The 20,721-nt window shown below is 63.0% G+C and carries 20 protein-coding genes; 12 read left to right on the top strand and 8 right to left on the bottom strand.

Going from position 1 to position 20,721, the window contains the following annotated elements; translation table 11 throughout:
- Positions 1 to 12: 12 nt before the first annotated feature.
- Genes dusB through ruvA form a run of 5 tightly spaced genes read left to right on the top strand, consistent with a single transcriptional unit; the run spans position 13 to position 4,097 of the window.
- A complete protein-coding gene (dusB, locus tag RE432_RS09755; protein ID WP_310933235.1) occupies positions 13 to 1,074 on the top strand; it encodes a tRNA dihydrouridine synthase DusB in 1,062 nt (353 codons plus the stop codon).
- Positions 1,061 to 1,303, top strand: coding sequence for a helix-turn-helix domain-containing protein (locus RE432_RS09750; RefSeq protein ID WP_310933234.1), 243 nt, complete (start codon positions 1,061 to 1,063; stop codon positions 1,301 to 1,303). Before dusB ends, RE432_RS09750 begins: the two co-directional genes overlap by 14 nt.
- A 24-nt stretch (positions 1,304 to 1,327) precedes the next feature.
- Positions 1,328 to 2,920 (top strand): bifunctional phosphoribosylaminoimidazolecarboxamide formyltransferase/IMP cyclohydrolase, encoded by a 1,593-nt coding sequence (gene purH / locus RE432_RS09745; RefSeq protein WP_310933233.1) that lies wholly within the window; start codon positions 1,328 to 1,330, stop codon positions 2,918 to 2,920.
- Between the two features lie 3 nt (positions 2,921 to 2,923).
- Positions 2,924 to 3,469: a crossover junction endodeoxyribonuclease RuvC gene (gene ruvC, locus RE432_RS09740; protein WP_310933232.1), complete on the top strand. Its 546-nt coding sequence runs from the start codon at positions 2,924 to 2,926 to the stop codon at positions 3,467 to 3,469.
- A gap of 52 nt (positions 3,470 to 3,521) precedes the next feature.
- Positions 3,522 to 4,097, top strand: coding sequence for a Holliday junction branch migration protein RuvA (gene ruvA / locus RE432_RS09735; RefSeq protein WP_310933231.1), 576 nt, complete (start codon positions 3,522 to 3,524; stop codon positions 4,095 to 4,097).
- Positions 4,098 to 4,099: 2 nt separating this feature from the next.
- Here ruvA and RE432_RS09730 read toward each other — a convergent pair whose 3' ends face one another.
- Positions 4,100 to 5,068: a threo-3-hydroxy-L-aspartate ammonia-lyase gene (locus RE432_RS09730; protein WP_310933230.1), complete on the bottom strand. Its 969-nt coding sequence runs from the start codon at positions 5,066 to 5,068 to the stop codon at positions 4,100 to 4,102.
- A gap of 143 nt (positions 5,069 to 5,211) precedes the next feature.
- Here RE432_RS09730 and ruvB point away from each other — a divergent pair, with 143 nt between their 5' ends.
- On the top strand, positions 5,212 to 6,279 hold the full coding sequence (ruvB, locus tag RE432_RS09725) for a Holliday junction branch migration DNA helicase RuvB (RefSeq protein WP_310933229.1): 1,068 nt from the start codon (positions 5,212 to 5,214) through the stop codon (positions 6,277 to 6,279).
- A 17-nt stretch (positions 6,280 to 6,296) separates the two neighbouring features.
- Here ruvB and recQ read toward each other — a convergent pair whose 3' ends face one another.
- The 3 genes from recQ to RE432_RS09710 are packed head-to-tail and all read right to left on the bottom strand — an operon-like array spanning position 6,297 to position 11,105.
- Positions 6,297 to 8,114 carry a DNA helicase RecQ gene (recQ, locus tag RE432_RS09720; RefSeq protein ID WP_310933228.1) on the bottom strand — a complete coding sequence of 606 codons (1,818 nt, stop codon included), beginning with the start codon at positions 8,112 to 8,114 and terminating at the stop codon, positions 6,297 to 6,299.
- Between the two features lie 2 nt (positions 8,115 to 8,116).
- Positions 8,117 to 9,274, bottom strand: coding sequence for a hypothetical protein (locus RE432_RS09715; protein WP_310933227.1), 1,158 nt, complete (start codon positions 9,272 to 9,274; stop codon positions 8,117 to 8,119).
- A gap of 43 nt (positions 9,275 to 9,317) precedes the next feature.
- Positions 9,318 to 11,105, bottom strand: a complete 1,788-nt coding sequence (locus RE432_RS09710) for a ClcB-like voltage-gated chloride channel protein (RefSeq protein WP_310933226.1) — start codon at positions 11,103 to 11,105, stop codon at positions 9,318 to 9,320.
- A 104-nt stretch (positions 11,106 to 11,209) separates the two neighbouring features.
- Between RE432_RS09710 and RE432_RS09705 the strand changes: the two genes are divergently transcribed.
- On the top strand, positions 11,210 to 11,911 hold the full coding sequence (locus RE432_RS09705; RefSeq protein ID WP_310933225.1) for a response regulator: 702 nt from the start codon (positions 11,210 to 11,212) through the stop codon (positions 11,909 to 11,911).
- A 34-nt stretch (positions 11,912 to 11,945) separates the two neighbouring features.
- On the top strand, positions 11,946 to 13,352 hold the full coding sequence (locus RE432_RS09700; protein ID WP_310933224.1) for an ATP-binding protein: 1,407 nt from the start codon (positions 11,946 to 11,948) through the stop codon (positions 13,350 to 13,352).
- On the opposite strand, the gene RE432_RS09695 is transcribed toward RE432_RS09700, so the two are convergent.
- Together RE432_RS09695 and RE432_RS09690 are read right to left on the bottom strand one after the other, a co-directional pair.
- The gene (locus tag RE432_RS09695; RefSeq protein WP_310933223.1) at positions 13,327 to 14,376 is read right to left on the bottom strand and encodes a cytochrome d ubiquinol oxidase subunit II; all 1,050 of its coding nucleotides are present in this window, start codon (positions 14,374 to 14,376) and stop codon (positions 13,327 to 13,329) included. The genes RE432_RS09700 and RE432_RS09695 overlap by 26 nt on opposite strands.
- Positions 14,373 to 15,713, bottom strand: a complete 1,341-nt coding sequence (locus tag RE432_RS09690) for a cytochrome ubiquinol oxidase subunit I (RefSeq protein ID WP_310933222.1) — start codon at positions 15,711 to 15,713, stop codon at positions 14,373 to 14,375. Before RE432_RS09690 ends, RE432_RS09695 begins: the two co-directional genes overlap by 4 nt.
- Before the next feature lie 113 nt (positions 15,714 to 15,826).
- Here RE432_RS09690 and RE432_RS09685 point away from each other — a divergent pair, with 113 nt between their 5' ends.
- The 4 genes from RE432_RS09685 (at position 15,827) to minE (ending at position 19,636) form a co-directional block, all read left to right on the top strand.
- Entirely contained in the window at positions 15,827 to 17,593 is a 1,767-nt protein-coding gene (locus RE432_RS09685) for a glutamine--tRNA ligase/YqeY domain fusion protein (protein WP_310933221.1), read from the top strand.
- 42 nt (positions 17,594 to 17,635) lie between these two features.
- On the top strand, positions 17,636 to 18,445 hold the full coding sequence (gene minC / locus RE432_RS09680; RefSeq protein ID WP_310933220.1) for a septum site-determining protein MinC: 810 nt from the start codon (positions 17,636 to 17,638) through the stop codon (positions 18,443 to 18,445).
- A 113-nt stretch (positions 18,446 to 18,558) separates the two neighbouring features.
- Complete coding sequence (gene minD / locus RE432_RS09675) at positions 18,559 to 19,374, top strand: septum site-determining protein MinD (RefSeq protein ID WP_310933219.1); 816 nt, start codon at positions 18,559 to 18,561, stop codon at positions 19,372 to 19,374.
- A 1-nt stretch (position 19,375) separates the two neighbouring features.
- Positions 19,376 to 19,636, top strand: coding sequence for a cell division topological specificity factor MinE (minE, locus tag RE432_RS09670; protein WP_310933218.1), 261 nt, complete (start codon positions 19,376 to 19,378; stop codon positions 19,634 to 19,636).
- A gap of 198 nt (positions 19,637 to 19,834) precedes the next feature.
- On the opposite strand, the gene RE432_RS09665 is transcribed toward minE, so the two are convergent.
- Both RE432_RS09665 and RE432_RS09660 read right to left on the bottom strand, forming a co-directional pair.
- Positions 19,835 to 20,062, bottom strand: a complete 228-nt coding sequence (locus RE432_RS09665) for a glycine zipper 2TM domain-containing protein (protein WP_310933217.1) — start codon at positions 20,060 to 20,062, stop codon at positions 19,835 to 19,837.
- 114 nt (positions 20,063 to 20,176) lie between these two features.
- On the bottom strand, positions 20,177 to 20,719 hold the full coding sequence (locus tag RE432_RS09660) for an isochorismatase family protein (protein WP_310933216.1): 543 nt from the start codon (positions 20,717 to 20,719) through the stop codon (positions 20,177 to 20,179).
- Between the last annotated feature and the right edge of the window lie 2 nt (positions 20,720 to 20,721).

Here is a 20,721-nt window from a genome sequence, read left to right as displayed (position 1 = left end):
TAAAATCGCTCGATGCGCATCGGCTCATGGTCTCTTCCCAACCCCGTTTTTGTCGCCCCCATGGCAGGGGTGACCGATCGCCCCTACCGCAAATTATGCAAGGCACTGGGGGCGGGCTATGCCGTGTCTGAAATGGCCGCCAGCAATCCGCGCCTGTGGCACAGCGTCAAGACATCGCGGCGCCTGAACCACGACGGCGAAATCGACCCCATCGCCGTACAGATCGCCGGATCGGATCCCGGCATGATGGCCGAGGCCGCCCTCTTCAATATTGAAAAAGGCGCGCGCATCATCGATATCAATATGGGCTGCCCCGTCAAGAAGGTATGCAATGTGGCATCGGGGTCGGCGCTGCTGCGCAACGAAGCCTTGGTGGCCGGCATCCTGCGCAGCGTGGTCGACGCCTGCTCGCCGCGCGGCGTTCCGGTTACACTGAAAACACGTACGGGATGGGATCGCGCATCGCGCAACGCCGTGCATATTGCACGGCTCGCGCAAGATATCGGCATCGCGGCCATTACCTTGCACGGACGCACCCGCTGCGACCTGTACCAGGGCAAAGCGGAGTACGATACGATACGAGAGGTCAAGCAGGCAGTACAGATTCCGGTGGTTGCCAATGGGGATATCGATAGTCCCGAGAAAGCCAGATACGTACTAGAGTACACAGGTGCGGATGCGGTCATGGTCGGGCGCGCGGCGCAAGGCAGGCCCTGGATTTTTCGGGAAATCAGCCATTACCTGGCCAACGGCGAACATTTGCCGCCGCCCACCTATGGCGAACTGCGCGATTGCCTGCTGGACCACCTGGAAGACCATTATCAGTTTTATGGCGAATTTACCGGGGTCCGCTCCGCGCGCAAGCATATAGGCTGGTATCTGGCCGACCTGCCGGATGCCCAGGCGCTTTTACCTCAGGTCAACGCCATCAGCAGTACCGGCGAGCAAACCCGCGCCATCGAGCAATGGTTTGACCGCCATCCACCCAACGAGCCAATTATGGCCAGGGCGGCCGGGGAAGCTAACCCCGTCACACCCGAAAACATCGTCACCAAGGATCATGAGTACAACTAACCCTCTGGAGCAATCAGTACGCGACCAACTCGAACGCTATTTCACCGACTTGGGCGACGAAGCCCAGCCGCGCGACCTGCTGGCCATGGTCGTGAACTGCGTCGAACGGCCCGTCCTGCAAATTGCGCTTGAACAGACCCATGGCAATCAGTCCAAGGCGGCTGAAATGCTGGGCATCACACGCAGCACCCTGCGCAAGAAACTGCTGGCGCACGATCTGCAACCCTGATTTCAAACCCTTTATTTCCATTCCATGAAAATCCAGACTGCTTTACTTTCGGTTTCCGACAAAACCGGTATTGTTGAATTCGCCCAGGCCCTGGCGCAGCGCGGCGTACGCCTGCTGTCCACCGGCGGCACCGCCAGGCAACTGGCCGGCGCCGGCCTGGCGGTGACCGAAGTGGCCAGCCATACCGGCTCACCCGAGATCCTTGACGGACGGGTAAAAACGCTGCACCCCAAGATCCATGGCGGCCTGCTGGCGCGCCGCGACAGCGCCGAACACCTGAGCACCCTGGACGAACACGGCATAGACCGCATCGACCTGCTGGTCGTCAACCTGTATCCCTTTCGTGAAACCATCGCCAAGCCGGGCTGCACTTTTGCCGACGCCGTTGAAAACATCGACATCGGGGGCCCGGCCATGCTGCGCGCCGCGGCCAAGAACCATGGCACGCCCGAAGGCGGCGTCACGGTCGCCATCGACCCCGCCGACTACCCGCGCATTCTGGCCGACATGGATGGCCCGCAGGGGCATCCCTCGTACGCCCTGCGGCTCGAACTGGCCGCCAAGGTCTATGCCCACACCGCGGCCTACGATGGCGCCATCGCCTCGTACTTGAGCAGCCTGTCGGCCGCCGAACCCGCACAGGACCAGGCGCCCGAACGCAGCGCCTGGCCGCGCACGCTGACGGTCCAGGTCACGCAACAACAGGTTCTGCGCTACGGCGAGAACCCGCACCAGACCGCCGCTTTCTACGTCGACCAACCCGTCAAGGCCGGCCTGCTGGGCAGCTACCGCCAGTTGCAAGGCAAGGAACTGTCTTATAACAACATCGCCGATGCCGACGCGGCCTGGGAATGCGCGCGCAGCTTCCAGAGCAGCGCCTGCGTGATCGTGAAGCACGCCAACCCTTGCGGCGTCGCGCTGGGCGACAGCCCGCTTCTGGCCTACCAGCAAGCATTCAAGACAGACCCCACGTCGGCGTTCGGCGGGATCATCGCCTTCAATCGCCCGGTGGACGAAGCCACGGCCCAGGCCATCAGCAATCAGTTCGTCGAAGTCCTGCTGGCGCCCGGCTATTCTTCTGAAGCCCTGGCGGTTTTCGCCGCCAAAAAGAACGTGCGCGTGCTCGAAGTGCCGCAAGGCAACGCCCATAACGATTTCGACATCAAGCGGGTGGGCGGCGGCTGGCTGGTGCAGAATCCCGACGACTTCCAGGTCGCCGAAGACGCTTTCAAGGTCGTCACCCGGCTGGCCCCCACGGCGCAGCAGATGCAAGACCTGAAATTCGCCTGGAAAGTGGCCAAGTACGTTAAATCCAACGCCATTGTCTTTGTCGGCGACAGCATGACGCTCGGTGTCGGCGCGGGCCAGATGAGCCGCATCGACTCGGCGCGCATTGCCTCGATCAAGGCCGAGAACGCGGGTCTGAGCCTGGCCGGATCGGCCGTGGCGTCCGACGCCTTCTTCCCGTTCCGCGACGGCCTGGATGTCGTGGCCGATGCCGGGGCCGCCTGCGTCATCCAGCCGGGCGGCAGCGTGCGCGACGATGAAGTCATTGCGGCCGCCAACGAGCGCGGGATTGCCATGGTCTTCACCGGCGCGCGGCATTTCCGCCACTAAGCCATGCGCATACTGGGCATTGATCCGGGGCTGCGGCGCACCGGTTTTGGCGTCATCGATGTCCAGGGCACGCGCCTGCAGTATGTCACCAGCGGCACCATCGTGGTCCCTGCGGATCAGCCGCTGGCGGGGCGCCTGAAGGTCATACTCGACAATATCCGCGAGATCGTCCAAAGCGCCCGGCCCACCGTGTCGGCGCTGGAAAAGGTATTCGTCAATACCAATCCGGCGTCCACCTTGCTGCTGGGCCAGGCACGGGGCGCCGCCATGTGCGCACTGGCTGACAGCCTGCTCGAGGTGCACGAATACACGGCCCTGCAGATCAAGAAATCCGTGGTGGGCAATGGCCACGCCGCCAAGGAACAGGTGCAGAAAATGGTGCAGCATCTTCTGGGCCTGAACGGCCTGCCGGCCGCCGATTCGGCCGATGCCCTGGCCTGCGCCATCTGCCACGCCCACTTTCACCCGCTGAAGCAGCGCTTGCAAGACACCGGCGTGCTGGCAGCGGGACGGGCCAGCCGCATACGCGGGGGCCGTTTGCTGGGCTAAGGCCCCACGCTCAAGCGCCCCGGCGGCTTACACCAGTTGATAAGGAAATCCCATGATCGGTCGCATTACCGGCACCTTGCTTGAAAAAACCCCGCCCGTCGTCTGCATAGACGTGGGCGGCGTCGGCTACGAAATCGACGTTCCCATGAGCACCTTGTACGATCTGCCCGAGAACGGCGCCAGGGTCACGCTCTACACCCACCTTGCCGTGCGTGAAGATGCGCATACCTTGTACGGTTTCTTGTCGGCCAACGAGCGCAGTGCGTTCCGGGCGCTGATCAAGGTCACGGGCATAGGCGCCCGCACCGCCCTGGCCGTGCTGTCGGGCATGACGGTCGATGAACTGGCCAGCGCGATCACGCAGCAGGAAACAGGCCGCCTGACACGCGTGCCCGGGATAGGCAAGAAGACGGCCGAGCGCCTGTTGCTGGAATTGCGCGGCAAGCTGGGCGCCGACCTGGCGCATAGCGCCGGCACGCCATCGGCCGGACGCGACGACATCTTGAACGCCCTGCTGTCGCTGGGCTATTCAAACAACGAAACCCAGGCCGCGCTCAAGGCCTTGCCCGAAGGGATCGATGTCGCCGAAGGCATACGCCTGGCGCTGAAATCGCTGGCCAGGGCCTAGGTTCAGGCCGACTGCAGATAACGGGCGTAGGCCGAGATATCGACGTTGCCGCCGCTCAGCACCACGCCGATCCGCTTGCCCCTGACCGGAACGATTTCGTTGAACACCGCCGCCGCCCCCAGGCAGCCCGTGGGTTCAACCACCATTTTCATGCGCTCGGCAAAAAACCTGAGCGCCTGCACCAGTTGCGGGTCGCTGACCGACAGCACATCGCGGGCGTACTGGCGCAAGATGGGAAAGGTCAGCGAACCCAGCGCTTGCGTCAATGCGCCATCGGCAATCGAGCTGGGCGGCGCGATATGGACGATTTCACCCGTGCGCAGGGATTGCTGGCCATCGGTGCCTGCCTCGGGCTCGACGCCGTATACCGCGCAGTCGGGGCTGATGGCATGGGCGGCCAGCAAAGAGCCCGACAACAGCCCGCCCCCGCCCAGGGGGACGAACAAAGCATCCAGGCCGCCGGTTTCTTCCAGCAACTCTTTGACGGCCGTACCCTGCCCCGCGATCACATCGGGATGATTGAAAGGCGGAATCAGTGTCAGCCCCTGCTGTTCCATCAGCGCATGCGCGACCGCTTCCCTGTCCTGGGTCTGCCGATCGTAGTCCACCACGCGCGCGCCATAACCTTGTGTCGCCGCTTTCTTTGCCGCCGGCGCATCCTGCGGCATGACGATGGTGGCCTGGACACCCAGCAAGCGGGCGGCCAGGGCGATGGCCTGGGCATGATTGCCCGACGAAAACGCAATCACGCCGGCCTTGCGCTGCGCCTCGGTCAGTTTCGACAGGGCGTTATAGCCGCCGCGGAACTTGAATGCGCCGATGCGCTGGAAGTTTTCGCACTTGAAAAACACCTGGGCGCCCAGCCGGGCGTTCAAGGTTGCGGAGGTGAGCACAGGCGTGCGGTGCGCAATGCCTTGCAAGGTGTTGCTGGCCTGAACGACGTCATCGTAAGAAGGTAGACTGGCACTCATGAGGTTCCACTATCGGTAGAAAATAAAACAGGGCCCTGCGCATGCAAGGCAGGCCACCCATTATGCTGCAATCGCCGCAAGGCTGCGCAAACAGGCGGTAGTAGAGTACGATTAGCACTGTAAATATAATCAGCACAGCAAACATGGCCATTCATTCCGATTCACTGTCCAGCATTCCCGCTCCCGAACGCCTGGTGGCGCCGCAAAGCAGCTCACCCAACGAAGACTCGGTGGAACGGGCCCTGCGTCCGCGCGAACTGAAGGAATATATCGGGCAGCACCGTGTGCGCGAACAACTGGAAATCTTCATCGCCGCCGCCAAGAACCGGGGCGAAGCGCTGGATCACGTCTTGCTGTTCGGCCCGCCCGGCCTGGGCAAAACCACGCTGGCACACATCGTTGCCCACGAAATGGGGGTGCAATTGCGCCAAACGTCCGGCCCTGTGCTGGAGCGCCCGGGCGACCTTGCCGCCCTGCTGACCAATCTTGAAAAAAACGATGTGCTGTTCATCGACGAAATCCATCGGCTTTCACCCGTGGTCGAAGAAATCCTCTACCCGGCGCTGGAAGATTTCCAGATCGACATCCTGATCGGCGAAGGGCCGGCCGCGCGCAGCGTCAAGATAGACTTGCAACCCTTCACGCTGGTGGGCGCAACCACCCGGGCCGGCATGCTGACCAACCCGCTGCGCGACCGCTTCGGCATCGTGTCGCGGCTGGAGTTCTACAACGCCGACGACCTGACCCACATCGTCACGCGCAGCGCACACCTGCTGAATGCGCATGCGACGCCAGAGGGCGCTGTCGAGATCGCGCGCCGCGCGCGCGGCACGCCGCGCATTGCCAACCGGCTGCTGCGCCGGGTGCGCGACTATGCCGAAGTCAAAGCCAACGGCAGCATCGACGCGGCCGTGGCCGGCGCGGCGCTGTCCATGCTGGAAGTCGACCCGCAAGGCCTGGACCTGATGGACAGGAAGCTGCTGGAAGCCATCATCCACAAGTTCGACGGCGGGCCGGTGGGAGTGGACAGCCTGGCCGCGGCGATCGGCGAAGAACGCGACACCATCGAGGACGTCATCGAGCCCTTCCTGATACAGCAAGGCTATTTGCAGCGCACGCCTCGCGGGCGCATCGCCACGCAGACCACCTGGCGGCACCTGGGGCTGACGCCGCCCGCCAGCGCTTCCGGAACGCCCGACCTGTTCAACTGATCGGCGGGCGGCGGCGGTTAACCGGCCACGCAGCGCAGCAGATCTTCCCCGTAGGCTTCCAGCTTGCGCACGCCCACCCCGCTGATGCCGCCCAGGTCTTCCAGCGTTTGCGGGCAGTTCATGGCCACCTCGCGCAGGGTCGCATCATGAAATATCACATAGGCCGGCACACCGTGGCTACGGGCGACGTCGGCACGCCAGGCGCGCAGGTCTTCGAAGCGCTGCTGCGCCTCGGGCGGCAGGACAATACCGGCATCTTTGCCGCGCGCGCTGGCTGACCGGCTATTGCGGGCTTTCTTCTCGGGTTCGCGCCGGAACATCAGCTGCTTCTCGCCCTTGAGCACCGCACGGCTGCTTTCGGTCAGGGCCAGGGTGCCATAGCCCTCGTGGTCCACAGCCAGCAGGCTTTGCGCCAGCAATTGGCGCAGTACGCCGCGCCAGGCCTGTTCAGACAAATCGGCGCCTATGCCGAAAACCGTCAGGCTTTGGTGCTCGTACTGCTCGATTCTGTCCGTCACCTTGCCGCGCAGGATGTCAATCAGGTGTCCGGCGCCAAAGCGCTGCCCGCGCTCACGCCAGAGCCGGTACACGGCGGAAAGAATTTTCTGCGCGGCAATGGTGCCGTCCCAGGCTTGCGGCGGTTCCAGGCAGGTGTCGCAGTTGCCGCAAGGCGTGATCGTCTGGTCAAAGTAGGCCAGCAAGCGCTGGCGCCGGCAGGTCACCGTTTCGCACAGGCCCAGCATCGCATCCAGCTGCGCGCCCAGGCGCCGCCTGAAGGCATCATCGCCCGCCGATTCGTTGATCATGCGCCGTTGCTGCACCACGTCCTGCAGGCCGTAAGCCAGCCAGGCCGTCGCCGGCAGCCCATCGCGCCCGGCCCGTCCTGTCTCTTGGTAGTAGCCTTCCACCGACTTGGGCAGATCGATGTGCGCCACAAAACGCACATCGGGCTTGTTGACCCCCATGCCGAAGGCAATGGTCGCGACCATGACCATCCCTTCTTCCCGCAGGAAACGGGCCTGGTTGTCGGCGCGCACGCTGGCGCTCAAGCCTGCGTGGTAGGGCAGCGCCGCGATCCCGTTCTCGCACAGGAAGCCGGCCGTTTCTTCGACCCTGGCCCTTGACAGGCAATAGACGATGCCGCAATCGCCTTCATGCTCGGCCTTGATGAAGGCCAGCAATTGACGCCTGACCTCGTTTTTTTCAATGATGCGATAGCGGATATTGGGGCGGTCGAAACTGGCCACGAAATGGGGCGCGCCATTCAGGTCCAGCCTTTCGGCAATTTCGCGCCGGGTGGCCGAGGTGGCCGTCGCGGTCAGCGCCAGGCGCGGCACCTGCGGCCACCGTTCATGCAGGATCGACAGCCCCAGGTATTCAGGGCGGAAATCATGGCCCCACTGCGATACGCAATGCGCCTCGTCGATGGCAAACAGCGAGACCTGCCCCTGCCCCAGCAGCTCAAGGCAGCGGTCGGTCAACAGCCGTTCGGGCGCCACGTACAACAGGTCGAGCTCGCCTTTCAGGAAAGCCTGCTCGACATCGCGCGCGGTGCGCCAGTCCTGGGACGAGTTCAGAAACGCGGCGCGCACCCCCAGCTCGAGCAAGGCATCGACCTGATCCTGCATCAGCGCAATCAAGGGAGAGATGACAATGCCGGTGCCGGGACGCACCAAGGCGGGAATCTGATAGCACAGCGACTTTCCGCCCCCCGTGGGCATCAGCACCAGGGCGTCGCCGCCCTGTACAACATGTTCGATGATGGCTTGCTGATCGCCACGAAAAGACTCGTAGCCGAAGACTTGCTGCAGGGTCGCCAGGGGAGAAATGGTCATGCTTAGTAAATGGGTACCGAGAATCGAATACCTATATCATAGTCGCCGCTGGTGATCTCCCGTCCGGCCTGCAGGCCAATACGCAAGTTCGGGCTATACCAGAACTGCTGGGTCAGGCCGAAACTGCGCCGCGTATCGCCCAGTGACGACTGCTCGTTTTCGTACACGCCGCTCACGTCGCCCCAACGGCCCATGGGCACAGTGGCCATCCATTTATGGCGCACACTGCCCACCGAGGGATCGGCCGTGTAGCGGCTCAGATCGGCATAACCGGCGCCCCGCCGCTCGTTCAGCCAGGAAAGCTGCAAGTCTTCGAGCACATCCAGTTCGTAGGCCGCCTGGTAGCGCCACCCGTTGTACATGCCCCGGTTGGCCCGCGCCAGGCCTGCGCTCCAGACGCCCCAGTCTGTTTTGTATTGCCCGCCCAGGCCCGTGGTCATCAGGTCCGGCGCCACCTGCATCTGCGACTCGAGGGTGAAACTGGGGCTGACGCCGTAGCGCAGCACCGAATTGCCCGCGGTAGGCCCCAGATTCAGGTCGCCGCTGTCGCCCGATGAATAATCCAGCGCGCCCACCGACAAAGAATACTGCCAGTTGTTTTCCGCGTCCTCTCCGCCCGCCAGCGACGACTGCGATACGTTGATGCCGCCCAGCCGCGCCGAGCTGCCCCAGGCCGGCACCATTGCCTCGTCGCTGCCAAGCGTCACGTCCAGCCCGCCGTCGCCTGCGTAACGCCAGTTCTGCGTGCCCAGGGTCCACGACTGGCCGGCCGGGGCCGCCAGCGACGGCACCGCCAGCAACGGCTCCCGGCGCCAGCCCGACGTACCCCATAAGCCGGGCGATGAAGGCGACAGCCTGCCCGATCGCCAGGCCGTCGAGTCGGCCCTGCTCCAGGAAAAGCTGTAGGAAATATCGGGAATGCTTTCAGCGGCGTTCGTAAAGACATATTCGTCATCAGGCTGAGCCCTGGACGGGCTATTGTCGGGCAAGGATCGCGGCGGCGCGACGTCGACCTGGGGCGCGGCGAACAACTGCACCGGCGCCAGATCGCGCAGCCGGGGGCCGTCAGCCCACACCGGCCGGACCATCAGCGCGCCCGCCAGCGTGGCGCATCCGGCCAGCGCAACGGCGCGCGCCAGCCTTACCGAATCAAACATCATGGCAACCACCGCAAAACCGCTACTTGGCATAGACACAGCGCCCTCAACGCAAACGTCTGCTTGAATGAAAATCCAGCATGGCTTCCCCGCTGGTATCCAGGGATTTCTTCAGGGCACTGTATTTTTCGAGCACGGCCGACTTGTACACGACGCCCAGCAGCCGGGGCGCTTCGTCCCGGCTGACCACCGGCAGGCGTTCGCCCTGGAAATGGACAAAATATTCCTGCGCCTGATCCAGTCCCATATCGGGGTACAGCGTTTTGACGAAGTCCAGGCGCAATACCTCGCCGGCCAGCTTGCTCTGCACATCCCCCTGGCTCAACAATAAACTGGTCAGATCCTGTTGGGCAATCACACCCTGGTAAACATTTTTCTCGTCCACCACATACAGATACTTGACCGGATATTCCAGGAACATCTGCAAGGCATCGCGTACCGGCGCGGTCGTGGCGACCACCGTATCGGCGGGGCGAACCAGATCCTGAATGACGGTGCGCCGAAGCTGGTAGCGAAACCAGGCGTCGCGCTCGCGCACCACCGTGACGTCATACATGGCGACTTCAGCAACGGCCCTGGATACAAAGTGCGCGATGACGCACGCCAGCATCAGCGGCAGGACAACCTGATAGCTGAGCGTCATTTCAAAAATCATCAGTATCGCCATCAGCGGCGCACTGGTCGCCGCCCCCAGGAAACTGCCCATCCCGACTAGGACATACATATAAAGCCCGGTGTTCATGCCGGGCCAGAAAAAGGACATGACCATGCCGAACAGAATGCCCAGCCCGCCCCCGACGAACAGTGCCGGCGTAAACACGCCGCCGACTGCCCCCGAACCGACCGTCAGCGCTGTGGCAAGCACCTTGAGCACCAGGATCGCCACCACGGCATACCAGGTCCAGGAAGCGTGCAGCAAAGCGTACACGACGCTATAACCATTGCCGGCCACCTCGGGCACGATGATGAGCAGCAAGCCCAGCAGCCCGCCGCCCAGGCCCAGGCTAAGGGGCAAGGGCAACTGGGTCCGCTGGAACTGGCGCCGGGAAAAATCCAGGAACTTCAGGAACAGCGGCGCGCCCAGGCCCGCAACCACTCCCAGCGCCAGGAACGGCAACACCTCGAGGCCGGACACGGGCGGTATGTCGGGCATGGCGTACGTGGTCTGGTAGTGGCCGGACATGCGCATGACAATATTGGCCGAGGCCGCGGCCACCAGCAAAGGGCCCAGGCTTTGCATGCTCATGGTGCCCAGCACGATTTCGGCCACGAACAGGGCGCCGGCAATCGGCGCGCCGTAGGCCGACGCCACGCCGGCCGCTGCGCCGCAAGCCACCAGCAGGCGCAGGCGGGCGGTGCTGAAGCGGGTGAAGCGCCCGATGGCCGAGGCACTGAGCGCGGCCATATGCACCATGGCCCCTTCCCGTCCGATCGAACCGCCCGACGCCACAGTGGACAGTGAAGACAGGGATCGGAGCATGCCCTGGCGCAGCGACAGGCGGCCATCGCCGATGGCGACCGCTTCCATGTAATCGGAATTGGTGCTGCCTTTCAGTTGCTTGGAGGCCCAAAGCAAGGCCCCCGCCGCCACGCCCCCCAGCAAGGGAAACAGCAGGCGGCCATACCAGGGCAGTTCACGCGTGACGCCTACGATGGAACCGCTGCGGCCCGTGGCCAGATACTGCACCAGGCGCATCCCCTCGTGAAAGGCGATGGTGGCCAGGGCGCCGCAAGCCCCCACCAGTACGGCCCAGCACAACATGGCCGGAAGATCCGACAGCCAGGAATAACCTGCCAGGCGTTCGCGTACTGACTGCACGGAGCTGCGTATCATGCTCGTCCTTTGATGAATCCAAAACCTTAGCGCAAGGCGCGCATCTATTTCAATCCATTTCGGGCGCTTGCCACGCCCCGGGCCAACAGGCACACTTGCCAACTATGGAAAACCCTTTAATCAAAGTGCTGGTCGTCGACGACGACCCCGCCCTGCGCCAGTTGCTGGCCGATTACCTGAACCGCCACAACTATGACACCCTGCTCGCCCCCGACGCAAGCGACTTGGCTGCGCGCATCCAGCGGTATTCCCCCGACCTCATCGTACTTGATCGCATGATGCCCGATGGCGATGGGGCCGAAGCCTGCCGCCGCCTGCGCCAGCAAGGCGAAGATATTCCCGTTATTTTACTGACCGCGCGCGACGAAACGGTTGACCGGGTGATTGGGCTGGAAGCGGGGGCCGACGACTATCTGGGCAAGCCTTTCGATCCGCGCGAGCTGCTGGCCCGCATCGAAGCGGTGCTGCGCCGCAAAAAAGGCGCTTCGACCCTGAACAAAGACAAGCCCGTCTCGTTCGGCCCCTTCGTCTTCGATCCCGCCACCCGCCAGCTGTTCAAGGACAAGGAACCCATCAAGCTGACCGGCGGCGAAGTCAACCTGCTGGAGGCCCTGGTCAACAACCCCGGCAAGCCGCTGTCGCGCGACCGCTTGCTGGCGCTGGCCCGCGATGACGACGAAGGCGAACGCAACGACCGCGCCATCGACATCGCCGTATTGCGCCTGCGCCGCGCCATTGAAGACGATCCCAAGCAGCCGCGCTGGATACAGACCGTCTGGGGCGTCGGCTACCGGTTCTCGCCCTAGGGCGGCCCGCCAGCCCGATTCAATGAGCCGAACGATGTTACGCACATGGCTGCCACGATCCCTGAGCGCCCGTTTGGTGCTGCTGACGCTCGGCACGATCTTGCTGGTCCAGGCCGCGACCTTCGCCACCGTGTCGTTCTACCGCAAAAAATTCACGGAAGAGGTCACGGTCGAGTTCACGGCCACGACCATACGCACCCTGCGCGCCTCATTGGCGGAAATTCCCGCTGACCAGCGTGCCGAGTTCGTGCGCCAGGCCTCGCAGAACGAATGGCATCTGTGGTCGCGCAGCCTGCCGCCGAACACCAGCGTGGAGCACCGCCGGCCGCCCCGCGGCGAGCCCCCTCCCCCTCCGCCGCCGGGGGACATACGCAATACGCTGCGCACCTTCGTCAAAGCCCTGAACCTGCGTCTTGACGACGATACCCGCGTCGCCCTGTCGCGCGGGCCCGAACCCAGGCTGTATATTTCGCTCCTGCCCGATCTCAAGGTGGACGAGGCACGGCAAAACAGGGAGTGGCTGGTGATCCCGCTGGATCGCATCGCGCCGCCGGTGGCCACGCCCGTGATCATTGTCTGGCTCAGCGGCATGGGCCTGTTTCTGCTGCTGGCGGCCGCGTTCTCCTGGCATATCACCCGGCCGCTGACGCGGCTGGCCAAGGCGGCCGACCAGTTGGCGGCGGGCCAGCCTGAACGCGTCACCCCTTCGGGCCCCACTGAAACCCGTATCCTGGGGGAGCGCTTCAATGCCATGCTGGACACGCTGGCCGAATCGAACGCCGTCCAGCGCACGCTGCTGGCCGGACTGCCGCACGATCTGAAAGGGCCTTTGTCCCGCATGTGGCTGCGCATAGAAATGGTCGAGGACCCCACCTTCAAGGAAGGCATGCTCAAGGACGTCCAGGACATGCAGCGCATGGTGAACCAGTTCATCGGCTTTGTGCGCGGCTCTGATCCGGGCTCATATCAGTTCACGCCCATGGTGATCAACACCTGGCTGGATGAGCAGGTCACCGCCTGGGAGAGCGCCGGCAGCCCCGTCAGGCTGGTTCAGATGCCCAGCGAGCCGCTCAGCCTGGACGGCGACAAAATGGCGTTGGGCCGGCTCCTGGACAACTTGATCACCAATGCGCTGAATCATGGCAAGCCTCCCGTCGAGATTGCGCTGAAGGCCACGCCGGAAGGGGCGGTCATCACGGTCGCCGATCACGGCCCGGGCATCAGCGCCGATCGCCGGGTCGAAGCCATGCGGCCCTTCTCGCGGCTGGACGAAGCGCGCACCCGCACAGGCTCTGTCGGCCTGGGCCTGGCCCTGGCCGACAGCATCGCCCGGGCCCACCAGGGCGCGCTGAGCCTGGAAGCGGCCCCCTGGGGCGGCCTGGAAGTACGGATAAGCCTGCCGGCGAAGGCTGCGGCTAGCGATCGAAATCCGGCGGCGTAGGCGGCACCGACAAGCCGAACATCCGCCAGTACACCCAGATATTGAAGATCAGGGCCACCGGCAAGGCGATGACCGTGCCGGACAGCACCAGCCGCAGCGAATCCACCGACGCCGCGGCGTCCCAAAGGGTGATGTCGTCCAGGACCAGATAGGGGAAAAAGCTGTACCCCAGCCCGCCCAGCATCGTCAGGAAGATCAGCAAGGTCATGAAGAAAGGCAGCGCGGTCGTGCGATAGCTGCTGTTGATCATGCGCTGCAGGCACATTTCGACCGAGACGAAACAGATCAGCAACAAGCCCCACAAGGCGGCCACGGCCTGCCAGTGCGGGCCATCGCTCCATTTGATGAACACGCCCGGGTTGGCGAAAGCCAGGACCACGGACACCGCCACGGCGCCCGCGGCCGACCAGCGCACCGCGCGCCGGCCCCAAATCACGGCGCGCGCGCGCAGCTCGCCCGCCACCCGCATGATCAGCCAGGACGCCCCCAGCAGACAATAGGCGGCGACCGTGCACAGGCCGACGAACAGGGAAAACCAGATATAGCCCGGCTCAGTCTCGTACGACACCACCACCTGCGCCAGCAGCAAGCCATGAGAGAACGCCGTCAACAACGAGCCGGCTGCAAACCCCGCCAGCCAGCGCGCCTGAAACTCCTGCGGCGCCCGCAGCCGCATTTCAAATGCAACCGAGCGCAATAAAACGCCCAGCGCCAGCAGGCATAAGGGCAGATAAAGCTGGCCCATGATGCTGCCCCAGGCCTTGGGAAAGGCGGCAACGAACAGGCCCAGCCCAAGAAAGAGCCAGAACTCATTGGCGTCGCGCCAGGGGCTCAGCAAAGACAGCATGCGCGGACGGAGATCGGCCGGCGCAAACAGGACCAGGCTGCCGACGCCGATATCGAAACCGTCGAGCACCGTGCCGGCCACGATAATGGCGAAGAACAGCGCCATGAAGATCAGCGGCATCCAGAATGCGGGGTCCTGCGCGCCAAGCCCCAGGGCCCCAGCCAAGGAATCAATCATGCGCGTCCCCTGCGGCGTGCAATCGGCACCACGCCAAAACGGGCAATATGGCGCAGCATCTGGAAGAAGCCCAGCAAAAACAGCAGATAAAAAGCCAGGTAGGCCAGATAGCCGCCCAGCAAGGTTTCAAAAGACGTGCTGCCCGTCACTTCGCTGAGGGTGACCGTGCCGGTGACCGCGTACGGAAACGCCCCGAGCAAGATGTAGGCCAGCCCTGCCAGCAGCAGCACCCAGCCCGAAAACGTCATGCCGGCCAGCACATGGCGCCATCCGCGCGACAGCGCCCCCGGGTCGTACTGGACACGCCTGGCGCGCCATGCCGTCAGCCAGGCGATGACCAGCATGGCCAAGCCGGCCAGCACCGCCAGCCGAAACGACCAGAAGATCATGGGTACGGGCGGCGCCATGCCTGAAAACTGATCCAGGCCGCGCAAATCGCCGGCGGCATCGCGCCCCAGCCAGGCGGCGCCGGCGCGCGGCAAGAGCCAGGCAGAGCGATTGGCCTCTGCCTGGGCGTCGGGCCAGGCAAACAGCACCAGATCGGCGGGCTCTCCGCTGTGCCAATAGGCCGCGGTGGCGGCTGCCTTGGCCGGCTGGTATTGCGCCGTCATATTGCCCATGCCGGCCACCATCAGGCCTTGCAGGACGATGCTGACGGCCGCGACCCAGAGCGCCGACTTGAATACCAGCCGCCCGCTGTCATCGGCGGGACGGCGCAGGGATTGCGCCGCGATCATGCCCATCATCAGGAAGGCGGTCGTCAGCGCGGCCGCCAGGATGAACAGGCCCGCATACCAGGGCAGCGCGGGGTTGAACAGAACGGCCAGCCAGTCGACCACCTGATACTGCCCGTCGACAAACTGGGCGCCCGTGGGCGCATGCATCCACGACAGCAGGACCAGCAGCCAGAACGAGGACACCGTCACGCCCACCGCCACCATGAGAACGACCAGCGCGTGGATCTTGTCGGACAGGTAGCGCTGACCGAACAGCATGGCCCCCAGAAAACACGACTTGAAGACAAAGGCCGAGAGAATGCCCGCCGCCAGCAAAGGCCCGGCCACATTGCCTATTTTGTCCATGAGCGAAGGCCACAGGCTGCCGAACTGAATCAGTACCGGCAGGCTGGCCGCAAAGCTCAGGATAAAGGCCAGCGCGAACACCCGCACCCAGAAGCGGTATGCCGCGATCCACGCAGCATGATCCGGCCCCAGCGAGCGAAGCTTGAAATACAGCAGTATCCACGCCAGCCCCAGCTCGATAACCAGAAACAGCAGCATAAAGCCCAGACTCGAAAAAAACTGGATCTGCGATAACCACAATGTCGAGTGCGTCATAATGAGCGCTAGTTTAGAGCCAGTTCGCCATTTGTAAACCCGCAAAAGCGGGCAAATAATGCTGAACGTGGCAAAATGCTTACTTCACCTGATCATTCCTTGTTTATTTCTGTATGACCCCCGTGCCCACTCCTGCTCCTGTTTCAAATTTTTTGCGCACTATTATCGATAACGACCTGGCCCAGGGCCGTTATGCCGACAAGCGCTGGGCAGGCAAGCCAGGGCCGGCTTCCGTGCAGTCCCAGGGCGATGCCGATCCGGCCCGGATCCGCACCCGCTTTCCGCCGGAGCCCAACGGTTACCTACATATCGGGCATGCCAAGAGCATTTGCCTGAACTTCGGCCTGGCCAGCGATTACCAGGGCGCCTGCCACCTGCGTTTCGACGACACCAACCCCGAAAAGGAAGAGGACGAATACGTCAAGGCCATTATCGACATGGTGCAATGGCTGGGCTTCAGCTGGCACTACGGCGACGAGAAAAACTGCTACTTTGCCAGCGACTACTTCGACTACATGTACCAGTTTGCCGAAGCGCTGGTCCAGGCCGACCTGGCTTATGTCGACGAACAAAGCGCCGATGAAATGCGCGCCACCCGCGGCACGCTGACCGAAAAAGGCACGAACTCGCCGTGGCGCGACCGCCCGGCCGACGAATCCTTGCGCCTGCTGCGCGAAATGCGCGACGGCAAGCACCCCGACGGCAGCATGGCGCTGCGCGCCAAGATCGACATGGCTTCGCCCAACCTCAATCTGCGCGACCCGGTGCTGTACCGCATACGGCATGTGCCCCACCATCGCACAGGCACGCGGTGGTGCATCTACCCCATGTATTCCTGGGCCCACCCGGTCGAGGATGCCCTGGAAGGCATTACGCACAGCATCTGCACACTGGAGTTCGAAGACCAGCGGCCTTTCTACGACTGGATCCTGGACCATCTGGCCGACCTGGGGCAACTGCGGCGCCCGCTGCCCAATCAACACGAATTTGCGCGCCTGAACCTGAGCTATGTGATCACCAGCAAGCGCAAGCTGCTGCAACTGGTGCGCGAAGGCCATGTCGACGGCTGGGACGACCCCCGCCTGCCTACGCTGGCCGGGCTGCGCCGGCGCGGCTATACGCCGGAATCCATACGCCTGTTCTGCGAACGCCTGGGGGTATCGAAAGCCGATTCACGCATTGATTACAGTGTGCTTGAGCAAGCGCTGCGCGATGACCTCGACCCCAAAGCGGCCCGCAGCGTGGCCGTCCTCGACCCCATCAAGCTGGTACTGACCAACTACCCGGAAGGCCAGACCGAGCTTTGCCATGCGCCGCGCAATCCGCACAATCCCGATGCGGGACAACGCGAATTTCCGCTGTCGCGCGAGCTCTGGATAGAACGCGACGATTTCCGCGAAGAACCGCCCAAGAAGTATTTCCGACTTTTTCCCGGGAACACGGTGCGCCTGAAATACGGCTATATCATCCGCTGCACCGGCTGCATCAAGGACGAAAACGGCAAGGTGACCGAAGTCCACGCCGAATATCTGCCCGACACCAAAAGCGGGACGCCCGGCGCCGACTCGGTCAAGGTCAAGGGCAATATCACCTGGATCAGCGTCGGCCATGCCGTTCCCGCCGAAATCCGCCTGTACGACCGCCTGTTCACCGAAGCCCACCCCGACGCGGGCGACAAGAACTTCCTGGAGGCGCTCAATCCGCATTCCCGCCATGTCGTTCAGGCCTGGCTCGAACCCGGCACGGTCGGGTCTGCCGATAGCGCCTGGCAGTTCGAACGCCTGGGCTATTTCGTTGCAGACCGCGAAGACTCCACGCCCGAAAAACCGGTGATCAACCGCACGGCCACGCTCAAGGATTCCTGGGCGCCGCAAAAATGATTGCCGAAAATTTGTAATTTTTTATTAACGAAAGAAGAATCCGTGAGCGACGCCAACTCAAAACGCAAAAGCCCCTCAGCACTGGACTTCAAAAGCGCCACGCTTTATGCCTTGCGCGTCGTGCTGCACACCCACGACGATGTCGAACTGCTTGCCGCGCTTGAACGGCGCATGACCGACGCCGGCGCCTTCTTCGAGAACGAAGCGGTCGTCATCGACGCCAGCCAGATCTCGGAACCCGTCAACTGGGCCATCCTCGTCCAGGCGCTGCGCGAGCACAGCCTGCACCCTGTGGGCGTGGTGGCGCAAGACGCCAACCTGGAAGCCGCCAAGGCGCAAGGCCTGGCGGCCGTCGACCTGGCCAGCCCAACGCCCCGCCCGGTCAGCAAACCCGCGCCGGAACAGGAAGTGCCCGTCGTCGCCCCGCCGACCGGGAAAGCAGCCGAACACCGCAGCCCAGCCGCGGCGCCGGCCGAGCCCGCCCAAAACACCGCCACGGCAGCGCCCGAGGTGGCGCCCGCCGCCATGGTCATCAACCGGCCGCTGCGTTCGGGCCAGCGCATTTACGCGCGCAACACCGACCTGATCATCATCGGCGTCGTCAGCCAGGGCGCGGAAGTCATCGCCGACGGCAATATCCATGTGTACGGGCCTTTGCGCGGCAAAGCCATGGCCGGCGCCCGGGGCGACACGACCGCCCGCATTTTCACCACACAGCTCGACCCCGAGCTGTTGGCCATTGCCGGCGTCTATCGTGTCATTGAAACCCAGTTGGACAAGTCATTGCACAACCAGCCGACCATCGTCCAGCTGGACGACGACACACTGAAAATTACCGCCTTGGGCAAATAGCAGATATTTTTTGTTGCCAAGCCAAAGTTAAATTAGTGTCAGTTTGAGCAGTCTTAATGCAAATTTGCATTACGATTACGTGATTTATCAATACCTAAAGGAATTCTATCGTCATGGCGCGAATTGTTGTGGTGACTTCCGGCAAAGGCGGTGTGGGCAAAACCACCACCAGCGCGAGCTTCTCTTCTGGACTGGCGATGCGTGGCCACAAAACCGTTGTGATCGACTTCGACGTGGGCTTGCGCAACCTGGACCTGATCATGGGGTGCGAACGGCGCGTTGTGTACGATTTCGTCAATGTCATTCAGGGCGAGGCCACCCTGAACCAGGCGCTTATCCGCGACAAACAGCTTGAAAACCTGTTCATTCTTCCCGCCTCGCAAACGCGCGATAAAGATGCGCTGACGCGCGAAGGGGTCGAAAAGGCGCTCAAGGACCTTGCCGACATGGGCTTCGAATACATTATCTGCGACTCGCCGGCGGGTATCGAAACCGGCGCCCTGATGGCATCGTACTTTGCCGACGATGCCTTGGTGGTGACCAACCCCGAAGTGTCCTCCGTACGCGACTCCGACCGCATATTGGGCATCTTGTCGGCCAAATCGCGCCGTGCCGAAAAAGGCGAAGAGCCCATCAAGGAATACCTGCTGCTGACCCGCTACAACCCCAAGCGCGTGGCCGAAGGCGAAATGCTGTCGCTGAAGGATATTGAAGACATCCTCCGCATCAAGCTCATCGGCGTCGTGCCCGAATCCGAATCGGTGCTGCAAGCATCCAACCAGGGCATTCCCGCCATCCACCTGCGCGACAGCGACGTCGCCGTCGCATACCAGGACGTCGTTGCCCGCTATCTGGGCGAGGAAAAACCGCTACGTTTCGTCGACTACGAAAAGCCAGGTCTGTTCAAGCGCCTGTTCGGAGGGAAATAATATGTCCCTGCTTTCTTTTTTTCGTGGCCAGAAGAAAACCTCCGCCAGCGTGGCGCGCGACCGGCTGCAGCTGATTCTGATCAATGAGCGCGGCGACGGCGTCACGCCCGACTACCTGCCCCGGCTGCAGAAAGAGCTGGTCGAGGTCATTTCCCGCTACGTCAAAATCAATCCGGACGACATCAAAGTCAATCTGGAGCGCCAGGACTCCCTGGAAATTCTTGAAGTCAAGATCGAAATGCCCCAGCCGGAAGCCCGGTAGCGCCAGCGCATAGCGGCAAAAATGCCCCCACGCTGCACGGGCTGACGCCCGCTTGCTGCCCCCCAAGGGGGCGCTTTTTGCCTTGGGGCGGCCCGGCGGCAAAAAAACCCCCGAAAAGCCGAAGCCTTCCGGGGGTTTCATCTACGGAGTCAATCGTTATGGATCCGGGCGGGAACGCCCCGGGTCCATTTTTTTTTGCTATTTATTCTTGCCGACTTGGTCGCCAATGACGCCGCCTATGGCTGCGCCGCCCACGGTACCCAGGACGCCGCCGCCCGTGACGACGGCGCCGGCGACGCCGCCAAGACCCGCGCCGGTTACGGTGCTTTTCTGACGATGGCTCATGCTGTCCCAGGATGAGCAGCCGCCCATAGCCAGAGCAAGAATACCGATAGCGCCAAATTTACTGAGGGTTGCTGCTTTCATTTTTTACCTCCAAAGAATGCGAGCTGATGACTTAAAGTAGCCGATTTCAGGTGCTGCATGCATGCCAGGTCGTACCGCCTTGTGAACTTGCGAAACAGATGTATCAAGAGGGAACTATGTCGATTTGATCAGTGCCAGCACCTCTTTGAACTGTGGGTGCGCGGGTGTTTCCAGCCATTCGAACATGGCCATTTCAGAACTGATCCGCTCTAGCCTGTAATGGTCCCAGCGCGCGCAGGCCGCAGCATGGTCGGACGGTTGGCGGGAGCCGATGCAATCCGTGACCAGGATGGGCGCCAAGCCCAGGCCGGCCAGACCCAGGCCGGTTTGTAACACGCACACATGCGCTTCTGTGCCAATTAACAACACTTTTCGGCGCTGCCGGGGCAGTTCGGGCAGGAAGTGCGCCTCGCGCGCGGCATCGAAGTGCTGTTTGTGAATGACATGATCGACCCAGCGCCGCAGCACCGGGTCGGTGGGTCCGATCTTCTCTGCCCAGTGCTCGGTGGCCATGACCGGCACACCCAGCAACTGTGCCGCCTGCAGCAAACGCTGAGTCGATGCGATAAGCGCCTGCTGGCCGGCAATGGCGGGCAGCAGCCCGGTTTGCATATCGACCAGCAGGACCATGGAATCGTGCGTACTCAGGGTGGGCATGG

Origin of the sequence: Pusillimonas sp. SM2304 (assembly GCF_031628915.1) — a bacterium.
Lineage (GTDB): Bacteria > Pseudomonadota > Gammaproteobacteria > Burkholderiales > Burkholderiaceae_B > Pusillimonas_C.
Note: the sequence above shows the minus strand (reverse complement) of the source record. Positions and strands in the feature narration are given on the sequence as shown.

Bases quoted from the DNA above. Each gene is read 5' to 3' on its own strand.
- dusB (WP_310933235.1), top strand. From the start codon at position 13: ATGCGCATCGGCTCATGGTCTCTTCCCAACCCCGTTTTTGTCGCCCCC.
- RE432_RS09750 (WP_310933234.1), top strand. From the start codon at position 1,061: ATGAGTACAACTAACCCTCTGGAGCAATCAGTACGCGACCAACTCGAA.
- purH (WP_310933233.1), top strand. From the start codon at position 1,328: ATGAAAATCCAGACTGCTTTACTTTCGGTTTCCGACAAAACCGGTATT.
- ruvC (WP_310933232.1), top strand. From the start codon at position 2,924: ATGCGCATACTGGGCATTGATCCGGGGCTGCGGCGCACCGGTTTTGGC.
- ruvA (WP_310933231.1), top strand. From the start codon at position 3,522: ATGATCGGTCGCATTACCGGCACCTTGCTTGAAAAAACCCCGCCCGTC.
- RE432_RS09730 (WP_310933230.1), bottom strand. From the start codon at position 5,068: ATGAGTGCCAGTCTACCTTCTTACGATGACGTCGTTCAGGCCAGCAAC.
- ruvB (WP_310933229.1), top strand. From the start codon at position 5,212: ATGGCCATTCATTCCGATTCACTGTCCAGCATTCCCGCTCCCGAACGC.
- recQ (WP_310933228.1), bottom strand. From the start codon at position 8,114: ATGACCATTTCTCCCCTGGCGACCCTGCAGCAAGTCTTCGGCTACGAG.
- RE432_RS09715 (WP_310933227.1), bottom strand. From the start codon at position 9,274: ATGATGTTTGATTCGGTAAGGCTGGCGCGCGCCGTTGCGCTGGCCGGA.
- RE432_RS09710 (WP_310933226.1), bottom strand. From the start codon at position 11,105: ATGATACGCAGCTCCGTGCAGTCAGTACGCGAACGCCTGGCAGGTTAT.
- RE432_RS09705 (WP_310933225.1), top strand. From the start codon at position 11,210: ATGGAAAACCCTTTAATCAAAGTGCTGGTCGTCGACGACGACCCCGCC.
- RE432_RS09700 (WP_310933224.1), top strand. From the start codon at position 11,946: ATGTTACGCACATGGCTGCCACGATCCCTGAGCGCCCGTTTGGTGCTG.
- RE432_RS09695 (WP_310933223.1), bottom strand. From the start codon at position 14,376: ATGATTGATTCCTTGGCTGGGGCCCTGGGGCTTGGCGCGCAGGACCCC.
- RE432_RS09690 (WP_310933222.1), bottom strand. From the start codon at position 15,713: ATGACGCACTCGACATTGTGGTTATCGCAGATCCAGTTTTTTTCGAGT.
- RE432_RS09685 (WP_310933221.1), top strand. From the start codon at position 15,827: ATGACCCCCGTGCCCACTCCTGCTCCTGTTTCAAATTTTTTGCGCACT.
- minD (WP_310933219.1), top strand. From the start codon at position 18,559: ATGGCGCGAATTGTTGTGGTGACTTCCGGCAAAGGCGGTGTGGGCAAA.
- minE (WP_310933218.1), top strand. From the start codon at position 19,376: ATGTCCCTGCTTTCTTTTTTTCGTGGCCAGAAGAAAACCTCCGCCAGC.
- RE432_RS09665 (WP_310933217.1), bottom strand. From the start codon at position 20,062: ATGAAAGCAGCAACCCTCAGTAAATTTGGCGCTATCGGTATTCTTGCT.
- RE432_RS09660 (WP_310933216.1), bottom strand. From the start codon at position 20,719: ATGCCCACCCTGAGTACGCACGATTCCATGGTCCTGCTGGTCGATATG.